The organism is Streptomyces sp. NPDC031466 (assembly GCF_055581265.1).
In genome coordinates this window covers 28,742-49,360 of record NZ_JBVIJT010000019.1, presented here as the reverse complement: position 1 = coordinate 49,360, position 20,619 = coordinate 28,742, and the positions used below count along the sequence as shown (strand labels likewise).

Genomic DNA, 20,619 nt, shown 5'->3' with positions numbered 1-20,619 from the left:
TCCCGTGAACGTCTCCACCCACAACGGCTGAACCCTCAACACCCCACGCATACAGGGGAAATGCCCGCTACGCAGCCTTCCGCAACACGCTTTAGTCTTCTGAGTCAGGAATTTCGTTCAGATGTATAGGCTTGGCCTGTGGCACGTACTGGGCGGCCGAAGGCCGAGTTAATCCTGTCCGGTGAGGAGCGGGCCGCGCTCGAGGGGTGGGTGCGGCGCCGTTCCACGCCGCAGGCGTGGGCTCTTCGGTGTCGGGTCATCCTGGCCTGCGCCGAAGGCGCCTCCAACAAGGACGTCGCGGCCCTGCTCGGCTCAGCCAGGAGACCCAGCACGTCGCGGACAAGTACCCGGGCCAGGCGTCGAAGGCGCTGACAGAGCTTGCCCACGCCTACGCACTGGTGACCGCCAGCACCACCTTCACCGCCGACACCGCCACCCCGTCAGTGGCATCCAGGACGGTCGGCATCATGCCTCTCGGCCGGAACATGGCTGACTGATACGAAACGACGTCGACAGGGTCCGATGCCTGCCGCAGTGGATACCGGATTCACTGCGGCAGGCCCCGGCCGTGATCATCGCGCCCTGCGGCAACTCTCCGGCCGCCGCAGGCGAGGTGTACGCACTTGACTGCAGCGGTTCCGGGAGGCACCCCAGTAGGCCCTGTCCTCCCGAAGCTGCCGCGAAGTGACAAGTAGCTCTCCGTAGCAAACCGGGGTTGGGCTTGTCCGGCTTTTCGATCTTCTGGGCTTGTTGTGGGAGCTTCTCGGCGAGGTTGGTCCGGTCATGACGACCGGAGGGAGACCGGGGTGCGGCAGGACTGGGAGCCGGAGGACCTGATCGAGGTCTGGACGTTGCTGGAGGAGGACCAGGAGCGTCTGCGGAACAAGTCAGGGGCGAACCGGCTGGGGTTCGCGCTGTTGCTGAAGTTCTTCGAGGTGGAGGCCCGGTTCCGGAGGATGTTGGGGAGATCCCGGTGCCGGCGGTGTCGTACGTAGCCCAGCAGGTGAAGGTGCCTGCCGGGGAGTGGGCCGCGTACGACTGGTCGGGGCGGGCGATCAAGCGGCACCGGGTGGAGATCAGGGGCGCGTTCGGTTTTCGGGAGTGCACCGAGGAGGACCAGGCCCAGCTGGTCGAGTGGCTGGCGGCGGAGCTGTGCGGGGTGGAGCTGAGCCGGGACCGGTTGGCGGAGGCGGTGGTCGTCCGGTGCCGGGGTGACCGGCTGGAGCCGCCGACGCCAGGGCGTATCGCCCGGCTGGTGGGATCGGCCGTCAGCGCCTTCGAAGAACGGTTCTGCGCGGCGACGGTGGGCCGGTTGTCGGCAGCGACCCGGTCCCGGCTGGACGACCTGATCGCCGAGGACGCGGGTATGAGCGAGGACAGCGCGGGCGGCGGGGGCACCTTCTTCACCGAGCTGAAGGCGGACCCGGGCGCGCTGGGGCTGGACAGCCTCCTGGCGGAGGTGAACAAGCTCCAGCGGGTGCGCGCACTGGAGCTGGCGCCGGAGCTGTTCGGGGACGTGTCGGAGAAGCTGGTGGGCGCCTGGCGGGCACGGGCGTCGAAGGAGTACCCCTCGGACCTGCGGGCGGCGGGTGCCCCGGTGCGATACACGCTGCTGGCCGCGTTGTGCCATGTTCGGCAGACGGAGATCACCGACTCGCTGGTGGAGCTGTTCATTCAGCTCGTGCAGCGGATCAACACGCGGGCGGAGAAGAAGGTCGAGGGCGAGTTCGCCAAGGACCTCAAGCGGGTGCGCGGCAAGGAGGGCATCCTGCTGCGGCTGGCGGAGGCGGCCCTCGCGCAACCGGGCGGCACGGTCCGCAAAGTGATCTATCCGGTGGCCGGGGAGTCCACCCTGAAGGCACTCGCGGCGGAGGCCGCGGCGAACGAGGCCCGTTACCGGGCCCGGGTACGCACCGTGCTGCGCTCGTCGTACTCGGGCCACTGGCGGCGGATGCTCTCGCCGCTGCTGGGGGCGCTGGAGCTGAAGTGCAACAAAACCGCCTACCGGCCGGTGATGGACGCCATTGATCTACTGAAGCGGTATCTGGACCAGCCCATCGCCAAGGAGGGCGCCTTCTTTGACGAGACGGAGAAGATCCCGCTCGCCGGGGTGGTGCGCGAGGAGTGGCGCAAGGCCGTGGTGGACGAGCGCGGCCGGGTGGAGCGCATCCCCTACGAGCTGTGCGTGCTGGTCAGCCTGCGCGACGCACTGCGGCGCCGGGAGATCTGGGTGCCGGGCGCGGGCCGGTGGCAGAACCCGGAGGACGACCTGCCACCGGACTTCGAGGACAACCGCGATGTGCACTACGACGCGATCCGTCAGCCGCAGGACCCCAAGGCGTTCATCGAATCCCTGAAGAAGCGGCTGCACGACGCGCTGACCGGCCTCAACACAGCATTGGAGCTGGGCACCACGGGCGGGGTAAGCATCGTCAGGAAGCACGGGGAGCCGTGGATCAAGGTTTCGCCGATGGGCAAGCAGGAGGAACCGGAGAACCTCGTCGCGCTGAAGGCGGAGATCGAACGCCGGTGGGGCACGATCGACCTGATCGACATCCTCAAAGAGGCCGAGTTCGCCACCGGTTTCACGTCCGAGTTCACCTCGGTTGCCACCCGGGAGGCGGTCCCGAAGGCGGTGCTGCGACGCCGGCTGCTGCTGGTGCTGTTCGCGCTCGGCACGAACATGGGCATCAAGCGGGTCGCGGTCACCGGCAAGCACGGCGAGAACGAGGCCGTCCTGCGCCGGGTGCGGCACCTGTTCGTCAACCGCACCAATCTACGCGCCGCCCTGGTGCGCCTGGTCAACGCCACCTTCGCGGCCCGTGATGCGGCGTGGTGGGGCGAGGGCACCGCCTGCGCGAGCGACTCGAAGAAGTTCGGCTCCTGGTCCAGCAACTTCATGACTGAGTGGCACCAGCGCTACCGCGGCCCCGGCATGCTCATCTACTGGCACGTCGAGAAGACGTCGCTGTGCGTCTACAGCCAGCTCAAGTCCTGCTCCGCGTCCGAGGTCGCCGCGATGATCGAGGGCGTGCTGCGGCACTGTACGGACGTGGAGATCGACCGGCAGTACACCGACACCCACGGGGCGTCCATTGTCGGGTTCGCCTTCGCCCACATGCTCGGCTTCAACCTGTTGCCGCGGCTGAAGAACGTCGGCTCCGCGCGCCTGTACCGTCCGGCGGCCGGCCAGGACGATACCTGGCCCCACCTGACACCGGTGCTCTCCACCAAGACGATCGACTGGGACCTGATCCGCCAGCAGTACGACCAGATCGTGAAGTACACCACCGCCCTGCGCCTGGGCACCGCCGAGGCCGAACAGGTCCTGCGGCGCTTCACCCGCGGCGGCCCCAAGCACCCCACCTACCGGGCGATCGAGGAACTCGGGCGGGCTGTACGCACCGCGTTCATCTGCGACTACCTCGCCGACGCAGACCTGCGCCGCGAGATCAACGACGGGCTCCAGGTCGTGGAGAACTGGAACAGCGCCAACCACGACCTGTTCTACGGCAAGGATGGCGACCTGACCGGCTCCGACAAGGAGTCCCAGGAAGTCTCGATGCTCGCCCTGCACCTGCTCCAGTCAGCGCTCGTGCACGTCAACACCCTGCTCCTCCAGGACATCCTGAGCGAGGAGAAGTGGCACAAGCGCCTCACCGACGCCGACCGGCGGGCCCTGTCCCCACTGTTCTGGACCCACATCAACCCCTACGGCCGGTTCGAGCTGGACGTGAACTCCCAGCTCGCCCTCGCCACCATCGCGTCCGTGGTGCCCGGACCTCGTACCGCGCCCGACACGCAGACTGCCGGACCGGCGGCGCAGGGAGCGGCCGCTCTGCCCTCCTGACGTCCGTGTGTCACCACGCCGCAGCCCTGCCTGAAAGCTGAAGCTGGGACCGTGACGATGACGGCCTGCCGCGAGTGCTGCCCCGACGGCCCGCCCCCGCGCGACATGCTGTGCGAGAAGTGCGACCGGATGAGGTGCGCCGACTGCTCGGTCTGCGGATGTACGCCCCAGTGCCCCAGCTGCGAAGGCCGGGTCAGCACGGAGACGTACGCCCGGCATGCCGGTGGAATTTCTGACTGATGAGCAGGCTGAGGCGTACGGGACATTCGCCGAGGAGCCGACGAGGCCCGAGCTGGAGCGGTTTCCCGAGCTTGAGAAAGCCGCAGGTCAGCGCCGGCGAGGCCCAGGGCAGCAAAGGCGGGCGCCGCCTCGCGGTGGAGGCCGCGAAGACCGACGACGTACGCTCGACGGCGGCCACCGTACGGCCGGGGGACTGCCGGGCGGTGCTGGATTGCCTGCGGGCCATGGGACGCGGCTATTAAATGAGCGCAGGCTTGAACTGCGTTTTCCTTACGGATTCCGGTTCTCCTTCGGCAGCTTCGCTCTCTTCCGGTAGCCCAAGGTCGCCGCATTGGTTCGTGGGGCCGCTGAGCGGGAGGGCTGCCACCAGCCCGGAAACGGTCCCTATGGCTTGCTTGGTCGGTCCGTTGGCCAAAGCACCGCCCACGTTCAAGCATGAGTTGTCGTGGGCACTGTTTCCGAGGCCGATTACTGAGGTAGCGCTCGCTGAAGGTCCTGCGGCGAGCGTCATAGCGATAGCAGCAGCGGAGACAAGGGCTGCGTGAGAGATGCGCGTCATACGTACTGAACGAGACCATCCGGCACCGGTCACGCACCCATGCAGGATCATCCACAGCGCCCTTGCCATCCTCACCTCGACGCCTTGGGGCAACTGCATCGGCCTTGGGGACCAAGATCAAGTACTTAGCGCTAATGGCTGTTCCATTGGTCCAACTGCCGCCAATTGCATCAGATGCGAATTCGCGACGGTGTGCGAATCCATCTGAGCGGGATCATCAACCGCTCGGCAATTTTGTGGAGTTGGGCGCCCGCGTTAACGGTGACCATAGCGGTGGACAAGGTCATGTCGCCACTCGCTCAAGGGGCTGACCTGCGGGTTCTCTGGTGGCTCGCATAGGATGCGGTTTTCTCGCATCTGATGCGAGTCACGGAGAGTGGTGGATCAGTGGGGTTCAACGGTTCGATACCGGGGGCAGCGAGACTGCTCCTGGTGGACGGGGTCGCTTTGCTGCGGCCGGAGGAACAGGCGGATGCGGGCGACCTCGGACGCATACGGTTCTCCAGGCTCGGTTCATCGGACACCTGAAGCTCACCACCCCGTGCGGATCATGATCGGTATTGGTCCGCCATCTTCACCTGAACGCGTTGGACGGCGGTCCGGCGACCTCATCGCTGGAGGTGATCCAAGCTCAGTGACAGATCACCAGGTGCCGACGTTCGAGCCGGAGGGCGGCCTCTCGGAGGCAGAGCTCGCTGCCGAGCCTCACGTCGTTCCGGTGGGGGCCCTTGGACGAGATCGCCGACTACCAAGGCGTCCGGTACCGGGCACCTGCAACCGACAAGGCTGTAACGCGTTCATTTATCGGTCGTTTGCCGAACGACTGCCCCTGAGTCGCTCCGCGCCCCGACAACCCATCAGAACCGTTCATTTTTCCGTTTATCAACTGCTAGCGTTCAGATCGCTACCTGAAGACGTTTGATGAACGGAAAGGGCCCCCGTGGCGCTCATCGGACTGGTCCGCGTCAGCACCGACAAGCAGAAGACCCGGCGCCAGCACGACGCCCTCGGACCGATCTGCCTCAAGGTCTTCGAGGAGAGGATCAGCGGCAAGCTCTCCGTCGACGACCGGCCCGGCCTGACCGCCGCCCTCGACTACCTCCGCGACGGCGACATGCTCACCGTGCAGGAAGTTGACCGCCTCGGCCGCAACCTTCTGGAAGGGCTGATCGTCCTCAACGCCCTCTTCCAGCGAGGGATCGCGGTCAAGGTGCTGGACGGCATCGCCGCCGGCGAGCACACCGAACGCTCGCTCATCCTCGACCTGGCTCTCGCCCTTGCCGAGGACCGGCGCCGCGACATTGTGAAGAAGACGAAGAACGGCCTCGACTCCGCCCGCGCCCGCGGCCGTATCGGCGGCCGACGCCCCGTCGTGGACGACGACAAGCGCCGTGTGATCCTCGCCCGCCGCGCTGAAGGCCAGTCAATCCGCGAGATTGCCACCGCCGTCAAGGTCTCCGTCGGCGTTGTACACAAGACCCTCAACCCAGCAGCGGCACCCGTCGACAGCTGACCCCAGGGGCGGACCGCTACGGAGAGCTACTTGTCACTTCGCGGCAGCTTCGGGAGGACAGGGCCCAGTAGCGCCAGGAGCGGTGACCGCTGCCGGGCCGGATCGCCCACGACCTGCTCGCTTCCGGCGGCTCTGTCGCCGCCCGACCCACCGTTTGGGCGCCAGGAAACGACCACCACAGCGTTGAGTCCCAGACGTCGGACGGCCACGGCCACGAGCGTCACACACCGTCATTCTCATCAATGGTCGTATCTGCGAGACGCACAAGCGGAACTGTCACTACCGCTAACCGCTGTTCGGTCCCCACGGCCGTAGACCCAACGGGTCTGATCGGGGCGACTGCGGGCGCCGACGAACGGCAAGGACCTTAGAGCAAGCAGCCGTGTTCCGAGCCCGGAAGCAGGAGGTCAATCTTGACGAGCGCTGTGTCAGCTTCACCGATTGGCTGGCCGGCTCGAAGGACTCGGTAGTTCACGACCCCCGAGCCGAAGTGCACCGGGGCGATGTGAGGCCGGAAGGGGACGACAAACGCGAGGTCTTGTCCGAGGGTCGCGGCGTCCATGGTGCGGCTCTCGGTGAACTCCGTGCCTGAGATGGGAAGCCCGCTGCCGTTGAGAGACCAGTATGCCTGCCAGCGCAGTTCCACGATATCGCCCGCGGCCAGAATCGTGTTCGCGGGTACCCGCACGGAGATGCCCTCGCTCACGTGGGGCGCGGTGTGGCAGTCGACATAGCCCCAGAGCGTGGCGTTCGGGAACCGTGCCTTCTCAAGCCTGATGATGTCGCTTCGCGTCTGGGGCTGTTCGACGGGCCTGGTGCCGGAGGGAAGGGCGGCCGTCGGCGCCGCACCGGCGGGGGTGGCCGCCATGCCGGCGAGGAGCGTGGTCACGGCGAGGCCGAGCAGGGTCTTTCGGATCCGCATACCGGGTCCCGTTCTCTTAGGTCGGCTCGAAAGCCGTGGCGATGTCGACCGATCGCGATGGTGCGACGGCCGGCCGGGGGTGACCTGACCTCGATGATCATCCTGCAGAGGGCCAACGCGTGGGGGGATGCCCGAGGGATTGGCCAATTCCATGGCGGCCTTGGCGAACATCGGTACGCCGGTGGAACCTACAGCGATCGCCTTGGCAGTAACCGCTTCACTGGCAGTCGGGCACCGTCCAGTTGCTGCCCCGCCTGATCGCCCGCCGTACCCGCGGCCCGCTGTTCCTCACCGACCGCAGGGCCCGGGCGCTCGCCGAGGCCGACGAGGCCGACGAGGCCCCGGCGAGGAACGGTCTGCCTCTCGACACTCGCCCCGCGCCATAACAAGGCAGTTCAGAGACAACGCCACCAGCAAGGAGGGATACGGCTGCCGCAATAGCTCCGTGAAGGACAGTCCTGACCCGTAGAGCACAAGATCAAGGCGTCGTACGGCAACTTGATCAGGGGGCAGCCGGTGGCCTTCACTCAGTCACTGCGCGCCCAGCCTGAGACCGTGAGGTTCGAAGGCTCGCGGTAAACCAGATCGGCCACCTCTTTGTGAACCAGGCTCTGGATGAAGCCGACCTCACAACTGTCGATACAGCCCTTCTTGTACTCGTAATAGGCCTGGATGAACTCTTCGTGATCCTCATAGCCGAATAGGTCGGTGGGGAACACTTCTTCCGCATGGGTGTCGGACACTGAGACCCCCGTGTCGGCGGCCTGAGCAGGCATTGCCAACGTTCCGAGTGCACTACCGGCAAGGACAGCAGAAGCGGCGATACGCCGCATGATGATCTTCACGCCTGCCTAACGCTCAATCCGTCAAGTAGTTGTGGCACCTGGCAGAGGAGACCACGGCAACCCGCTCCACCAGAGCAGCTCAACATCGTTCCCCGCGCCTCGCTCTACCGGGCCCTCGCCGAAGCCGAGGTCACCGCGGCCGACGATGGTCTGCCCCTGCGGCCCAAGCCCGTACGCATCGGCCGGCCCGAGGACCCGCTCACCCCGGGGAGATCGACCTCCGCGAACGGCTCCAGACCCAGCCCCATCCGAACGCCGAAATGCGGTAGGCCAGCCCACGGCCTGCCCCGATCCCATGATCACCGGCTTAGCGTTAACCGCTGTACCGCTGTTCCCCCAGGCCGTGGTACGCCGGTGCTGTGCGTCATCGCGGGTCGCCTCCGTCGATCGTGCGGGAAGCGTGCGTGGCGGCGCCGGCGCGGCACCGCAGAAGGGTGCGGCGCCCTCGTTCGACCAGCTCCGGGTCGCCGGTCTTGCTCCCGAAGGCGATGCCGGACACTGCGTCCAGGACCGTTTCCACCAGCAGGCGTGAGACTGAGTGCTGCGGTTTGCAACGGAACGTCCCTCTTGGCGCTGGCAGCGGCGGATTTGAGTGTGCGGGGCTGCATGGAGTGAGCGTGTGAGGCTGCATTTTCGGGTGACGCGGTGCGGTCTGGGGCCGCACGTTGCTTATCGGTCGCTATTCACCGGCCACTGCCAGGGCAGTGCTGAAGCGTTCTCGCTTGGTGAGATGGGCGGCTGGTGACGATCGCGGCTGTTCGGTCTGCTGGCCCTGTGAGTGCAGCAACCGCTCCACCTTGCAGGAGACGCTGAAGAACCTCCCTGGCGATGCGTCCCTCTGCTGCACAGGGCCCGCGCCACCGGTCGCGGCCCGCGACGAAATTCGCCGACTCAAGGCCGCAACGGTTATCGGCCTCGCCTTTCCGCATGAGGTGCAGGCCCTGCACCACGTCCATGAGGCCGCCCTGCGCGAGGACGCCTGCCGTGTCCGCACCGGGACCGCACCCCGGCCCCTGGCCGCCTTCCGGAACCTCGCGATCGCCCTGGCCCATCTGGCCTGCTGGGCAACCATGCGGCAGTTACCGACCACCATCTGTCACACCCCGACCAGGCATTCGACCTACTCCTGTCCGCCAGCTGAGAACTCTCGTGCCCTGGGCAAGGGGCAAGGGAGGGTTTCTGCCAACTACTCGCCGATTCATGTGGCTGCTACCGGAAGGGCGGGACTTTCCAGGGTGCGCCTCGACCGCACGTAGGCGTTGCCCACAACTGAACGGGCACTGCTATCAGCGCAGTTCACCGCTCTGGCGAGGTACTGGAACCCAACATGGCTCCACAGATCCCCTACGCAGGCCCGGCTAGTGGGCGAGTAAGTCCGACTCGCGGAATCAGGTCATTGTCAAATGTCTGCCGCAATCTTCACATGGTTTGATCCGTCCGCTCACATTGTGGCCAAGGGGAGGGGACGGTCTGATGAGACCAGGGACAGAGTTGCATTTGAGATCCCGGTGGGGGGGCGCGGCCTCGCAACGCCGTTTGTCGCGGGTGGCGTTGGCATTGGCTGTTGTGCTGGCGGCGGAAGCGGCGCTGGTGGCTTCCACGACGGGGGAGGTGTTCGCCCAGCCTAAGCAGGAGGCCCAGGCGAGGCCGGTGGAGAAGCCAGCGCCGAAGGCTGCGACGACTGCGGCGGACATCACCTCTGCCCGGGTTGCGGCCCGTCTGTCAGGCCATCGGGTAGAGGCGTTGTCCGAGCGCACGGAGACGTCCACGACGTGGGTGAACAAGAACGGCACACTGACCAAGGAGTTGTCGGCGGGCCCTGTCCGGTTCGAGCGGGCCGGGCAGTGGACGGACGTCGACGTCAGTCTGCGTGCGTCGGATGACGGTGCCGTGCCGGTGGCGCATCCGCGCGGCCTCCAACTCGGGGGGAAACCGGGCAAGGGCCGGTCCCCCCTGGCTGCGGTGGGAGCAGGCGAGCGGATCGCGTTGGGGTGGCTGGGTTCGCTGCCCAAGCCGCAACTGGCCGGCGCACGGGCGCTGTTCGCGGATGCCGCTGCGGGCATCGACGTGGAGGTCGCCGCGACCCGTACCGGCTTCGAGCAGTCCGTCGTCATCAAGAAGCGGCCCGGCGCGGCCGGGTTCTCCTACACGCTGCCGCTGGACGTCTCCGGTCTGAGCGTGAAGGAGCAGGCCGATGGCAGCCTGCTGTTCAGCGACAAGAAGAACAAGCAGTGGGCTGTCATGTCTGCGCCCTCGATGTCGGCCGGGGCACTGGATTCGGCGACAGGTGAGCCGGCCCGCCGGATACCTGTTGGCATGAAGCTGACGGGCAAGGGCGAGAACGCGGCACTGGTGTTCACGCCGGACGCGAAGGCCTTGGCCGACCCGAAGACCTCGTTCCCGCTCACGGTGAGCACGGCGCTCGCCGTGCAGCCGACGGCAACGCAGGGCGTGGCCCAGCAGGGCGTCGGCGGGCACCAGGCAGTCGGGTCGGAGCTCCTGCTGGGGAGCCCCGATGCGAAGAGTAAGGACGGTCGGCGGCAGACCGCCCAGTCCTTCCTCACGCTGGACACCGCCGACCTGGCGGGTACCAAGATCTCCAGCGCGAAACTGAACGTGTGGAACGCCCCGACCGCGGCCAAGAACCCTGCCAAAAATGCGGGCTGGGAGGTGTGGTCGGCCGACGGCACGGCTGCCGACGCTCGGGGCGGCTGGGACAAGCGCCCTGAGCCGAAGGTGAAGCAGGCCACCTCTGAGCCGGGCAAGGAGGCGGGCCACAGCAGCGCCGATGTGACCGGCCTGGTCCAGTCCTGGGCCAAGGACAAAGCTCCCGTCGGCACGGTGGCGCTGCGTGCGGCCAATGAGGGCGTCGCCTCGGGGTGGCAGGAGCTGAACTCCGCCAGTGCCGCGGAGAACACCCCCCAGCTGGTGGTCAATTACGCCGCTGCCCCGAACGTGGGGTCGATGCGGGAGGCGGGCCCGCCGTTCTATCAGTACAACGGCACGTACGTGGTGAACACGCTCACCCCGACGCTTCGTGATGTGCTGTCCGATAAGGACGGGGACAAGGTTCGCGCCGCTTTCAAGATCGAGGAGGCCAATGGCACCCGGGTCGGCAATCTGATCGACTCCGCTTTCGTGGCCTCGGGGCAGGCCGCCTCGGTGAGCGTTCCTGCCGGTCTGCTCAGCAACGGCAAGGCGTACAAGTTCCAGACCCAGACCTATGACGGGAAGGAGTACAGCAATTGGTCGGAGTGGCGGTCCTTCACTGTCGATACCGCCAGCCCTTCCGCGCCTGCGGCTGTCACTTCCACTGACTACCCCAGCAACGCCTGGGTCAAGGGCGAGGGGCAGGCGGGTGAGTTCACCCTCACGCCCCCGGCCGCCGATCACCAGTGGCTGGAGTGGTCGCTGGACGGTGTGAACTGGACCAAGGTCGAAACCGGTGGTGCCGCCACCGCGAAGAAGATCAGTGTCACTCCGCCGCGCAACGGCACCCACACCTTGCAGGTCCGTACGGTTGACCGGGGCGACAACAAGTCCGAGCCCAAGGACTACGTCTTTCACGCCGGAAGCAGCGGCTTCGCCCAGCCCGGTGAGGGCGAGCGCACCGCGGGACGTCTGCCGCTCGCTGTGGAGACGGAGGCGGGCAAGTTCGACAAGGCCACCTTCTTCTGGCGGCGCTCGGCCGCCGACGCCTGGATGCAGATCCCTGCGGGGAACGTCACCTCGGGCGGCACTGCGCTGACCGCCTGGCCGGTTCCGCTGACGGGCGGCAAGAACGCCCCCCTGGTGTGGAACGCGACCACTACCGCCGTGACCAGCGGAAGTGTGCAGATCAAGGCGGACTTCACCGGCCCGAACAGCGCCACTGGCAGCACCGCTCCGCTGAGCGTGGTCATCGACCGCGACGGTGACGGGGCGGCGACCACGGAGGTGGGCCCCGGTGAGCTGAACCTGTTGACCGGCGACTACACCCTCTCCTCCACCGACGCCTCCTTCTTCGGCCTGACGGCGACCCGGTCCTTCTCCTCCCGCTCGCCCACCAAGGCGCAGTACCAGGAGGGCCAGGCCCCGATCTTCGGCAAGCAGTGGGTCTCGGGCACGGTCGCTGAGCTGTCGGAGTCCGCTTACAGCCACATCCGTCGTGTCTCCGACACCGCCGTCGACGTGGTGATGGCCGAGGGTGATGCGATCCACTTCACCGCGAACGCGGCCAAGACCGGTTGGGTTCCCGAGACGGGTTCCGAGGAACTGACCCTCAAGGGCAGCATCACGGGGACCTTCACCCTGACGGATACCGAAGGCACCGCCACCTCCTTCACCAAGCCCGACGCCACGGCCACCACCTGGCAGATCGCCACCTCGCAGATCGAGGGAGCGGACAACTCGACCACCAGGGTGATCTCCGAGACCGTCACCGTGGGTGGCAAGAAACTGGCCCGCCCGAAGAAGATCATCGCGCCCACCACGGCGGCGACCCAGGCTGCGTGCGACCTCAATCCGGCCCTCAAGGGCTGCCGCATCCTGGAGTTCGAGTACGCCACCGCCACCACCGCGACCGGCGACCAGACCAACGCCGACTTCGGCGACTACACCGGCCAGGTCAAGCAGATCAAGCTTTGGGCCACCCAGCCCGGCGCCGGAAACGCCACCGCCACGGTGGTGCAGAGCTACCGTTACGACAAGAACGGCAACCTCCGCCAGACCTGGGACCCGCGCCTGGGCCCGGACACCAAGACGCAGTACGCCTACCACGAGGACCGCGTCGTCTGGATGGCACCCCCCGGACAGCTCCCTTACACCTTCAGCTACGACACCATCGCCTCCGGCACCGCTCCCGGAGCAGGCATGCTGGTCAAGGTCTCCCGCGCCGCCCTCAAGCAGGGCAGCGCGACCGAGACCGGCCCCGCCGCGGTGACCTCCGTCGTCTACGGAGTGCCGCTGACCGGTACCAAGGCACCGCACGAGATGAAGGACGCCGGCCACTGGGGCCAGCTAGACCGCCCCACCGACGCCACCGCCGTCTTCCCCGCCGACCAGGTACCCGCCTCGCACGCGGGAGGCAGCCTGGCTGCCGACGGATACCAGCGGGCCACCGTGCACTACCTCAACGCCTCCGGCCGCGAGGTCAACACCGCCACACCGGGCAAGCACATCAGTGTCACCGAGTACGACCGCTACGGCAACACCGTCCGCGAGCTCAGCGCTGCCAACCGCGAACTGGCCCTGGGCACCACCGACAAGCACAAGCGGCAGCTGACCGATCTGGGCATCATCGAACGGCCCTGGCACGAACGCGCCGCCCTGCTGTCCACCACCTCAACCTATGACGAGACGGGCGCCAGGGAAATCGAGGAGTTCGGCCCGCTGCGCCGGGTCGACCTGACCGAGGACCTCAAGAACGGCACCACGACCCTGATCGGCAAGGGCACCGCGGCCCCGGCCCGTTCCTGGACCGTCAACAAGTACGACGAAGGCCGGCCCACCGACGGCACCGCGAAGGTCAAGGACAAGGTCACCACGGTGATCACCGGCGCCCGGGTCCGGGACTGGGACTCGATCATGGCCGAGCTGCGGGTGAACAAGACCAGCTACGACTGGACCAACGGCCTGCCCACCCACGTTATCCAGGACGCCGGCGGGCTGAGCCTCGACACAGAAACCCAGTACGACGGTCAGGGACGCGTCACCAAGCAGATCCTGCCCGGTGCCGGTGGCGCCGACGCGAATACCCGCCTCACCCAGTACTGGGCGGCCGACGGCACCGGATGGTGCAAGGGACGCCCCGAATGGGCCGACCAGGTCTGCTGGACCGGGCCCGCCGGAACGATCACCGGCGGCGGAACCCAGCCTGACAAGGCCCCCGCCACCACGACCGAGTACGGCTACTTCGGGCAGACCACCAAGGAGACCAAGGACGCCGGGGACAAGACCCTGACCTCCGTCACCTGGTACGACGCGGCGGGCCGCCCCGAAAAGAGCGCCAGCTACAACGGCACAGGCAAGGCCGTGCCCGAGACCACCACGGAATACGACCCGCTTACCGGCCAGGTCACCAAGATCACCTCCCCCACCGCAGGGACGATCACCAAGACCTACGACAAGCTCGGCCGGACCATCAGCTACACCGACGCCGACGGCGGCAGAACCGCCACCGAATACGACCTGCTCGACCGCCCCGTCAAGACCACCGACAACTCGCCCTCCACAGTCACCTTCACCTACGACCACACCATCGAACCCCGCGGCCTGGTGACCGGCGCCAACGACTCCGTCGCCGGAAACTTCTCCGCCACCTACGACCAGGACGGCTCGGTCACCACCGAGAAACTCCCCGGCGGCTACACCCTGAACATCACCGAGGACACCACCGGCACACCCGTCTCCCGGGTCTACACCCGCGACAGCGACAGCACCTCCGTGGTCACCGACACCGTCACCGAGTCCATTCACGGCCAAGTCACCAGCCACCAGGGCTGGTCCAGGCAGGAATACGACTACGACAAGACCGGCCGCCTCACCGGCGTCCGCGACATGAACGAACAAGGCTGCACGCGCCGCGACTACGAACTCGACAAGCGTGCCAACCGCAAGGCACTCACCACCACCGTCGGAGCTCAGGGCGCAGGCTGCCCCGCAGCCGGCGGCACCAACACCACCGCTCACACCTACGACAGCGCCGACCGACTCGTCGACAACGGCTACACCTACGACGACTTCGGCCGCACCACCGCCCTCCCGGGCAGCACCCTCGGCTACTACACCAACGACCTCGTCCACCAGCAGACCGCCAACGGCAAGCGCCAGACCTGGGAACTCGACCCGGCCCTGCGCTTCCGCTCCTGGACCACCGAGACCAACACCTCGGGCACCTGGACCCAGAACGGTTCCAAGCGCAACCACTACGACAGCGACGGCGACAACCCCCGCTGGATCGTCGAGGACACCACCACCGGAGCCCTCACCCGCAACGTCGACTCCGCATCGGGCGACCTCGCCGCCACCACCAGCAAAACCGGCGACACCGTCCTCCAGCTCACCAACATCCACGGCGACGTTGCCCTCCAGCTCCCGCTGGACACCGGCAAGCCACCCGTCGCCCTGGACTCGGACGAATACGGCAACCCCCGCAGCGGCCAGGCACCCACCCGCTACAACTGGCTCGGCGGAAAGCAACGTACGGCCGAAACACTGACCGGCCTCACTCTTATGGGAGTGCGCCTCTACAACCCCGTAACCGGACGCTTCCTGTCCATGGACCCCATTTACGGTGGGAACGCCAACGCCTACGATTACGTCCACGCTGACCCTCTCAACCGCTACGACCTCGACGGCAAGTGGGGTTGGTTCAAGAAAAAGTGGAAGAGTTTCACGAAAAGCCGCTTCGTTCGCTGGGGTGGCTGGCGAACTGCGTGGAAGGTCGGTGCAATAGGGGTGGGCGTGGTCGCCGCCCTGGGGTGTGGTGTCTCGATCGTGTGCGGCATTGCAGCGGGAGCAGCCGTTGGAGCGATGGGGTATTGGGGCACTGCCGGAAAGAGGACATGGAGAGGCACTGTTCGAGCAGCCGGATGGGGTGCGGCGGCAGGGTTCTTCGGAAGGACCTGGACTAACGCCATCAAGGTGGGAAGGTCCGGAAAATTCTCAGGCAAACAGTACCGGCGCCTGAGGACTTATAGCGGGTGGCGCTCTTACAGGAACATGCGCGCCTGGCGAACCATGAATTAATCACACCGATGCCTGAGGGGGCGGGTGACGCGCCCGCCCCCTCAGGTGCGTCCCCTTATGTGTTGGCAACGAGCACAGGACCATGGAGAACTTTTAGTGAATAGATGGGTCAGGGTCATGGAAATCATCGCAGGGCTAGCCTTGTTGATCATTTACGTGACCGAAAAATTCGTAGACTACCCCTACTCGATGTTCGTCATGCTTCTGGGGATCAGCCTAGTGATCGACGGCGTAAAGCGATTTCCCCGCAGGGACTCTTCAGGGAAATAGTAAGGGTACAGGCGAATTCAACGAATCTCCTGATTTCTGCCCGCTCGTTTGGTGATCTAACGAAATGAAGGAAAATCGGATGGCGTCTTCAGTGTTTAAGGTCGGAGATATAGTCGTCTATATGGGGGACGCGCAGAGCGTAGGGAGAATCACGAATGTGCGCCGGAAACTCCTTCCCTTCCCCGTTCGCGTTTACGAAGTGCACCGGAAAGGAGGGCGCCGTCGCTCAGTGATAAGGCGAGGGCTTACTCTTGCACGAGAATCCTATCCTTCCGATGAGATGTGGGAAGAGGGGCTGAAGCGTATTGCGGATCCTAGGTTTGAACATGGGCGGTCGGAGCTCTAGCGTCAGCCCGTTCGATCTCGATCAGACCGGGCCCATCGGTCGGCGAGTCCACTCTGTGGGCATGGTGGCAGGACAAGACTTCGATCGTGGACACTGCCACGCGGACGCGACCCCTGGACAATCCACGGCTTCGATACCTTGATCATCAACGGTCGCGTCCTTCGTGCGTTCACCAAGCCCAGCAGGCCGTACAGCCACGATCGTCACCAAGTGCCCATCTCATCAAGCGAGAACGCCTCAGTCCTGGACCAGAAGGTGTTGGACGTCCAAGCTGCTGGTGTCGAACTCGTCGGCGTCCACCGCGCTTTCCAGGCGGTTGGTCAGGTTCGTGAGGATGTCCAGCATCGGGCGGTGTCGTCGATGTGCTTTGGAGTAGCGAAAAGTCTGGAGGACCTGGTGGATTTCCTCCACGTTGCCGCCTTGGGCGACCCATGGTGCGAATTGTCGTTCTCCTTGCGTGATGTGACACCAGACGTAAGTGGACGCGGCCGGCTGTTCCCGTTCCATGTACTTCTCATAGGTCGGCCGGGGAGGCGGCAGGGAGCAAGTGATCGCCTTCCATTCCGGCTCCTTGAATTGCTAGTTCAGCATTCGTTCTCGCTTTCTCTCGTAGTTGACGAGATGCTCTGCTGTTTCGAGTTCTTCGATCAGCCCGGCGAGAGATTCATGGAAGAGACCCGGATTCTTGTTTTCCTTCAGCCAGCGGGTGAGGCCGGTGATCGCCCCAGTCGCGAAGTGCCGACGATGCTGGCGGAAGAAGTCCGCTGCACTGCTTGCGGGCTGGCCGGTTGCCTCTTGGTAGAGGCGGACGGAGACTGCCCGGCGGAAAACACGAGGCTGCATGCCTGTGAGGTCCAGATGCCGGAAATGGCGGTCGTACCAGTCCTGGGGAATTCGAGCGGGGATGTGCTCGACTCCGTAGCTTCGCCTGCGGGCGATCGAGTTCCGTCGGGCTGGCCTGGTCGGTTTGAAGAGGAGCAACGGTTCGAGCGCGAGGCGGAGTTCGGTCTGAATGGTTGGCTCGTCCATCAGATAGCGGCGGCCCCATGCCGTCTTCCAGCCCTGGCCTGCGGCGATCGGCTCAAGAAGGGATTGGGCGTCTGCCCTGGTCTTCTGGTCGGTGATGCGGACGGCGGCTTCGAGGAGTCCGGCGCAGGCGTGCGCGTCGAGTGGCGGGGCGTCGTGCCCTGAGAATTCTTGTCGGCGGGCGCCTCTGTTGTGGGCACGTTCTGTGCGCTCGTCGACGACGGCTGAGACGGCATCCTGTGTGGCGGAGGTGGAGATCAGCTCGGCTCCGGCCGGCCATGTGCTGGAGAGCAGCGAGGAGAGCCACCGGATTTGAAGGAAGCACTGGTCGAGCCCGATGGATGTCCCGATGCTTGAGACCTGCGCTGGCCCGCCTGCGCCCAGGAGGGTTAACAGGCGTTCCTGGAAGGCGAGTTGTTCGGCGTCGGGCTGTGGACGTGTGCCGGTGGTGGTGTCGAACCGGGTGCCGCAGCTGGGCGGGTCGAAGGGCCTGTTGTCGGTGGAGGGAAGGGTGGTGCGGCACTGCAAGGGGTGCAGCCGGTGGTCCTTGATCCGGGCCAGGAGCCGGGTGCTGGCCCGGAGCGCTGTGTGCCGGCTGGCGGCATTCCGGGCATTGGTGCCGCAGAAAGACACGGTGGCGAGGGCAGGCGAACACGGGCGGCAGGCGCCAGCTGCGTTGCCATGGCCCGCCGTGTTCTTCCTGGATGGGACTTCCGTCACCGGCAAGGCAGCGGGGGCAGTAGCGGGTGGCGGTGGTGAACAGCCAGCGGTCCGGTCTCATGGCGGGCTTGCCGTCCCGGGTGCGGGCCTTGGTGCTGTAGGAGGGGGCCGCATAGGGGTAGCGAGGTGCGAAGGCGCTCAATCCGAGTGCTGAGGTCTCCTGCGGGGTGAGTCGAGTCATGGTGCTAAAGACCCCGGTGGTTTCGGCATCGAGGTGGACCATGGCGCTCAGGCGGGCCCGGTCTGCGCTGCTGCCGGTCGCCGTCAGCCCGGTCAGGAACAGAGGCGAAAACATCCGCCACGAACATCGCTAACGCCGCCCGCAATCGGTTCACTTCATGCGCATCCACACACCCCAACATGCTCTTGATCAGCGTCAACGAAAAGACCTAACGAAGCACTACTAGTAATGCTTCGTTAGGTTCTTAGTCTGCTTACGTTGCGGGGGCAGGCGTCGGCCGCAGATGGTGCAGGTGCCGGTCCAGCACTGCAACAGTCTTGAAGGGCGGAGAGGACTTATCGCCGAGACCGCCTGCCTGACGCCTACCGAGCCATCGCTGGCCTCATCGCCAACGGCACATCTACATCTGAAACAGCAGCGACCAGGCCCCGGGTCCATCCGTGAACAGCGCCAGCACTACCAAGGGGTCAATCGCGGCCACGCCCGGCTGCGAGCACCGGGCGAACTCGCCTTCGCACGGTTGACGTCGTGGTGACTACTCCAGCAATTCAGGTGCCCCACCTGAGGCATCGGCACAGTAGCCCGCGCCGTCTCTACCGCCCTGACCTGCGAATAGTCAGCATGAGTGCAGCTCATTGGGCTTCCTTGGCTTGTTGCCTTGCAATTTCGGCGAATCGGGAGAGGAGTTCGGGAGTGTCGTCCGGTGCTGTGCACGCTTCGATGAAGACCATGCGGTCTTCGATGGCGGTGGCCGTCCTGAGGCAATGGTCGAGTTCGGCCGTGGTGCGGGCGGTGAGTACGAGAGGTTCGGGCACACCGAGAGCAGCAGGCAGGCAGGTCCATCGCCAAGGGGCGATGTCGTTGTAGAGGGCTCGCGGATTGTGGAGGGCACGCTCGACTGTGTAACCGTGATTGTTCACGAGGATGATCACGGGTGTGAGCCGATGCCTGCCTATGGTGCCCAGCTCCTGGATGGTCAGTTGCGCCGCTCCGTCGCCGATGAGCAGGAGACCACGCCGTGAGGGGTCAGCGAGTTGGGCGCCCAGAAGCGCCGGCAGGCTGTATCCGATGGAACCCCAGACGGGCTGCGCCAGGAAGCGGGTACCTGCCGGCAGGCGGTGGGGTGAGATGCCGAACAAGGGTGTTCCTTGGTCTGCAACGACGGTGTGGTCCGGTCGCAGTGCGGCGCCTACCGCATGCCACAGGTATGCCTGGTTCAGTGGGCTGTCGGCGGAAAGCGACGCGTGACGGGGGGCGGGCGCTGCCGACGTGGATGCTGATACGGGGCGGGGGCAATCCGCGACAAGCCGTGTCAGGCCCGCCAACGCGGCGTGGAGGCTTACATTTGGGAAGACGACACCGTCAACGCTCGCGGCGGTGGGGTCGGCATTGATCCCCCGGTCCGGGTCGTAGCCGTGGGTGAATCCGCCGCTTGTCGTGTCGGCGAGCCGTACTCCGGCGCGGATCAACAGGTCGGCGCTGTCGATGGCGGTGCGGACCGTGTCGTCGCTGCACGCCCCCGCGTACAGGCCCAGGTAGTTCGGGGCACTCTCGTCGACGATGCCTTTACCCGATACGACGACGGCGTACGGGAGGGAGCCGGCGTTCAGCAGGTCGGACAGTTCGGGGCGGGCATCGAACCGGTCAACGAGGCTGTCGGCCAGGACCGCGATGGTGCCCGCTGTCTCGATCCTGCGTCGGGCAGCGTCGAGGAAGGCGGCGAGGCTGTGTTGATCTGTGGCGCGCCGGTCAGGACGGCGCACAGTTCCAGACGACGAGGTGGCGCTCGAAAGCGCCACGTCCTGTGGCAGTCGCAGATATCCGGGGCGCTTCTCGCGCAGGCAGGTGGTGATGACCCGGTCGATTTCGGCCGGGCCGTCCTCGGGCCTGATCAGAGCGTCGGCGCAGACCACCTGCCGGAACGCGCGCGCGAAGTGTTCGTAGTCTCCGTCGCCCAGCGTGTGATGGGCCACAGCGCCATCCCGCTCCTTTGACCTGGGTGGGCCGACGGCGATGTGAAGCAGGGGCACGTACTCGGTGTAGCTGCCCGCTATGCCGTTGATGGCACTCAACTCGCCGACTCCGTGCGTGGTGAGTACGGCGGCGAACCCGCGGACGCGCGCGTAGCCGTCAGCGGCGTACGCGGCTCCCAGCTCGCTGGCCGTGCCCACCCATTGCATGCCCGGATGTGCCAGGACCTCGTCGAGCATGCGCAGGTTGTAGTCGCCGGCCACTCCGAACACATGCCGGATGCCCAGGTTGCAGAGGCGGTCGAGGAGGCGGCCCGTGATGGTCCTGGCCGATGGGGAAGCGACCGGGTTCATGTGTGTCCTTCCGGGGTGGCGTGGTGGCAGACAGCGCAGCGTCGCGACGCCTCCTCCCTGCTCCCACCCACACCCCCCCCCCCCCTCGCCCCGTT

Annotated in this window: 10 protein-coding genes and 1 pseudogene; 5 read left to right on the top strand and 6 right to left on the bottom strand. The window is 66.1% G+C overall.

The features are described 5' to 3' along the window. Window positions 1-806 precede the first annotated feature (806 nt). The 4 genes from ACZ5GP_RS33760 (at window position 807) to ACZ5GP_RS33745 (ending at window position 6,162) form a co-directional block, all read left to right on the top strand. Window positions 807-995 (top strand): hypothetical protein, encoded by a 189-nt coding sequence (locus ACZ5GP_RS33760; protein WP_468754484.1) that lies wholly within the window; start codon window positions 807-809, stop codon window positions 993-995. Further along, the gene (locus ACZ5GP_RS33755) at window positions 983-3,850 is read left to right on the top strand and encodes a Tn3 family transposase (RefSeq protein WP_468754483.1); all 2,868 of its coding nucleotides are present in this window, start codon (window positions 983-985) and stop codon (window positions 3,848-3,850) included. Before ACZ5GP_RS33760 ends, ACZ5GP_RS33755 begins: the two co-directional genes overlap by 13 nt. A gap of 311 nt (window positions 3,851-4,161) precedes the next feature. Then, window positions 4,162-4,332, top strand: a complete 171-nt coding sequence (locus ACZ5GP_RS33750; RefSeq protein WP_468754486.1) for a hypothetical protein — start codon at window positions 4,162-4,164, stop codon at window positions 4,330-4,332. Between the two features lie 1,257 nt (window positions 4,333-5,589). Further along, window positions 5,590-6,162: a recombinase family protein gene (locus ACZ5GP_RS33745; protein ID WP_468754482.1), complete on the top strand. Its 573-nt coding sequence runs from the start codon at window positions 5,590-5,592 to the stop codon at window positions 6,160-6,162. A gap of 367 nt (window positions 6,163-6,529) precedes the next feature. On the opposite strand, the gene ACZ5GP_RS33740 is transcribed toward ACZ5GP_RS33745, so the two are convergent. Both ACZ5GP_RS33740 and ACZ5GP_RS33735 read right to left on the bottom strand, forming a co-directional pair. Next, a complete protein-coding gene (locus tag ACZ5GP_RS33740; protein WP_468754481.1) occupies window positions 6,530-7,084 on the bottom strand; it encodes a hypothetical protein in 555 nt (184 codons plus the stop codon). 527 nt (window positions 7,085-7,611) lie between these two features. Beyond that, window positions 7,612-7,929, bottom strand: coding sequence for a hypothetical protein (locus ACZ5GP_RS33735; RefSeq protein ID WP_468754480.1), 318 nt, complete (start codon window positions 7,927-7,929; stop codon window positions 7,612-7,614). 1,473 nt (window positions 7,930-9,402) lie between these two features. On the opposite strand from ACZ5GP_RS33735, the gene ACZ5GP_RS33730 reads away from it, so the two are divergent. Continuing rightward, window positions 9,403-15,657: an RHS repeat-associated core domain-containing protein gene (locus ACZ5GP_RS33730; protein WP_468754479.1), complete on the top strand. Its 6,255-nt coding sequence runs from the start codon at window positions 9,403-9,405 to the stop codon at window positions 15,655-15,657. Between the two features lie 853 nt (window positions 15,658-16,510). On the opposite strand, the gene ACZ5GP_RS33725 is transcribed toward ACZ5GP_RS33730, so the two are convergent. The 4 genes and pseudogenes from ACZ5GP_RS33725 to ACZ5GP_RS33710 form a co-directional block, all read right to left on the bottom strand. Continuing rightward, window positions 16,511-16,780, bottom strand: coding sequence for a hypothetical protein (locus ACZ5GP_RS33725; RefSeq protein ID WP_468754478.1), 270 nt, complete (start codon window positions 16,778-16,780; stop codon window positions 16,511-16,513). Window positions 16,781-16,852: 72 nt separating this feature from the next. After that, on the bottom strand, window positions 16,853-17,932 hold the full coding sequence (locus ACZ5GP_RS33720; RefSeq protein WP_468754485.1) for a hypothetical protein: 1,080 nt from the start codon (window positions 17,930-17,932) through the stop codon (window positions 16,853-16,855). Window positions 17,933-17,981: 49 nt separating this feature from the next. Next, window positions 17,982-18,200, bottom strand: a pseudogene (locus ACZ5GP_RS33715) (TniQ family protein); the annotation flags it as partial. 632 nt (window positions 18,201-18,832) lie between these two features. Continuing rightward, complete coding sequence (locus ACZ5GP_RS33710) at window positions 18,833-20,524, bottom strand: alpha-keto acid decarboxylase family protein (RefSeq protein WP_468754477.1); 1,692 nt, start codon at window positions 20,522-20,524, stop codon at window positions 18,833-18,835. Window positions 20,525-20,619: the final 95 nt, after the last annotated feature.

Excerpts from the sequence above, each read along its gene's own strand:
- ACZ5GP_RS33740 (WP_468754481.1), bottom strand. The coding sequence starts at position 7,084 with ATGCGGATCCGAAAGACCCTGCTCGGCCTCGCCGTGACCACGCTCCTC.
- ACZ5GP_RS33730 (WP_468754479.1), top strand. The coding sequence starts at position 9,403 with ATGAGACCAGGGACAGAGTTGCATTTGAGATCCCGGTGGGGGGGCGCG.
- ACZ5GP_RS33725 (WP_468754478.1), bottom strand. The coding sequence starts at position 16,780 with ATGGAACGGGAACAGCCGGCCGCGTCCACTTACGTCTGGTGTCACATC.
- ACZ5GP_RS33710 (WP_468754477.1), bottom strand. The coding sequence starts at position 20,524 with ATGAACCCGGTCGCTTCCCCATCGGCCAGGACCATCACGGGCCGCCTC.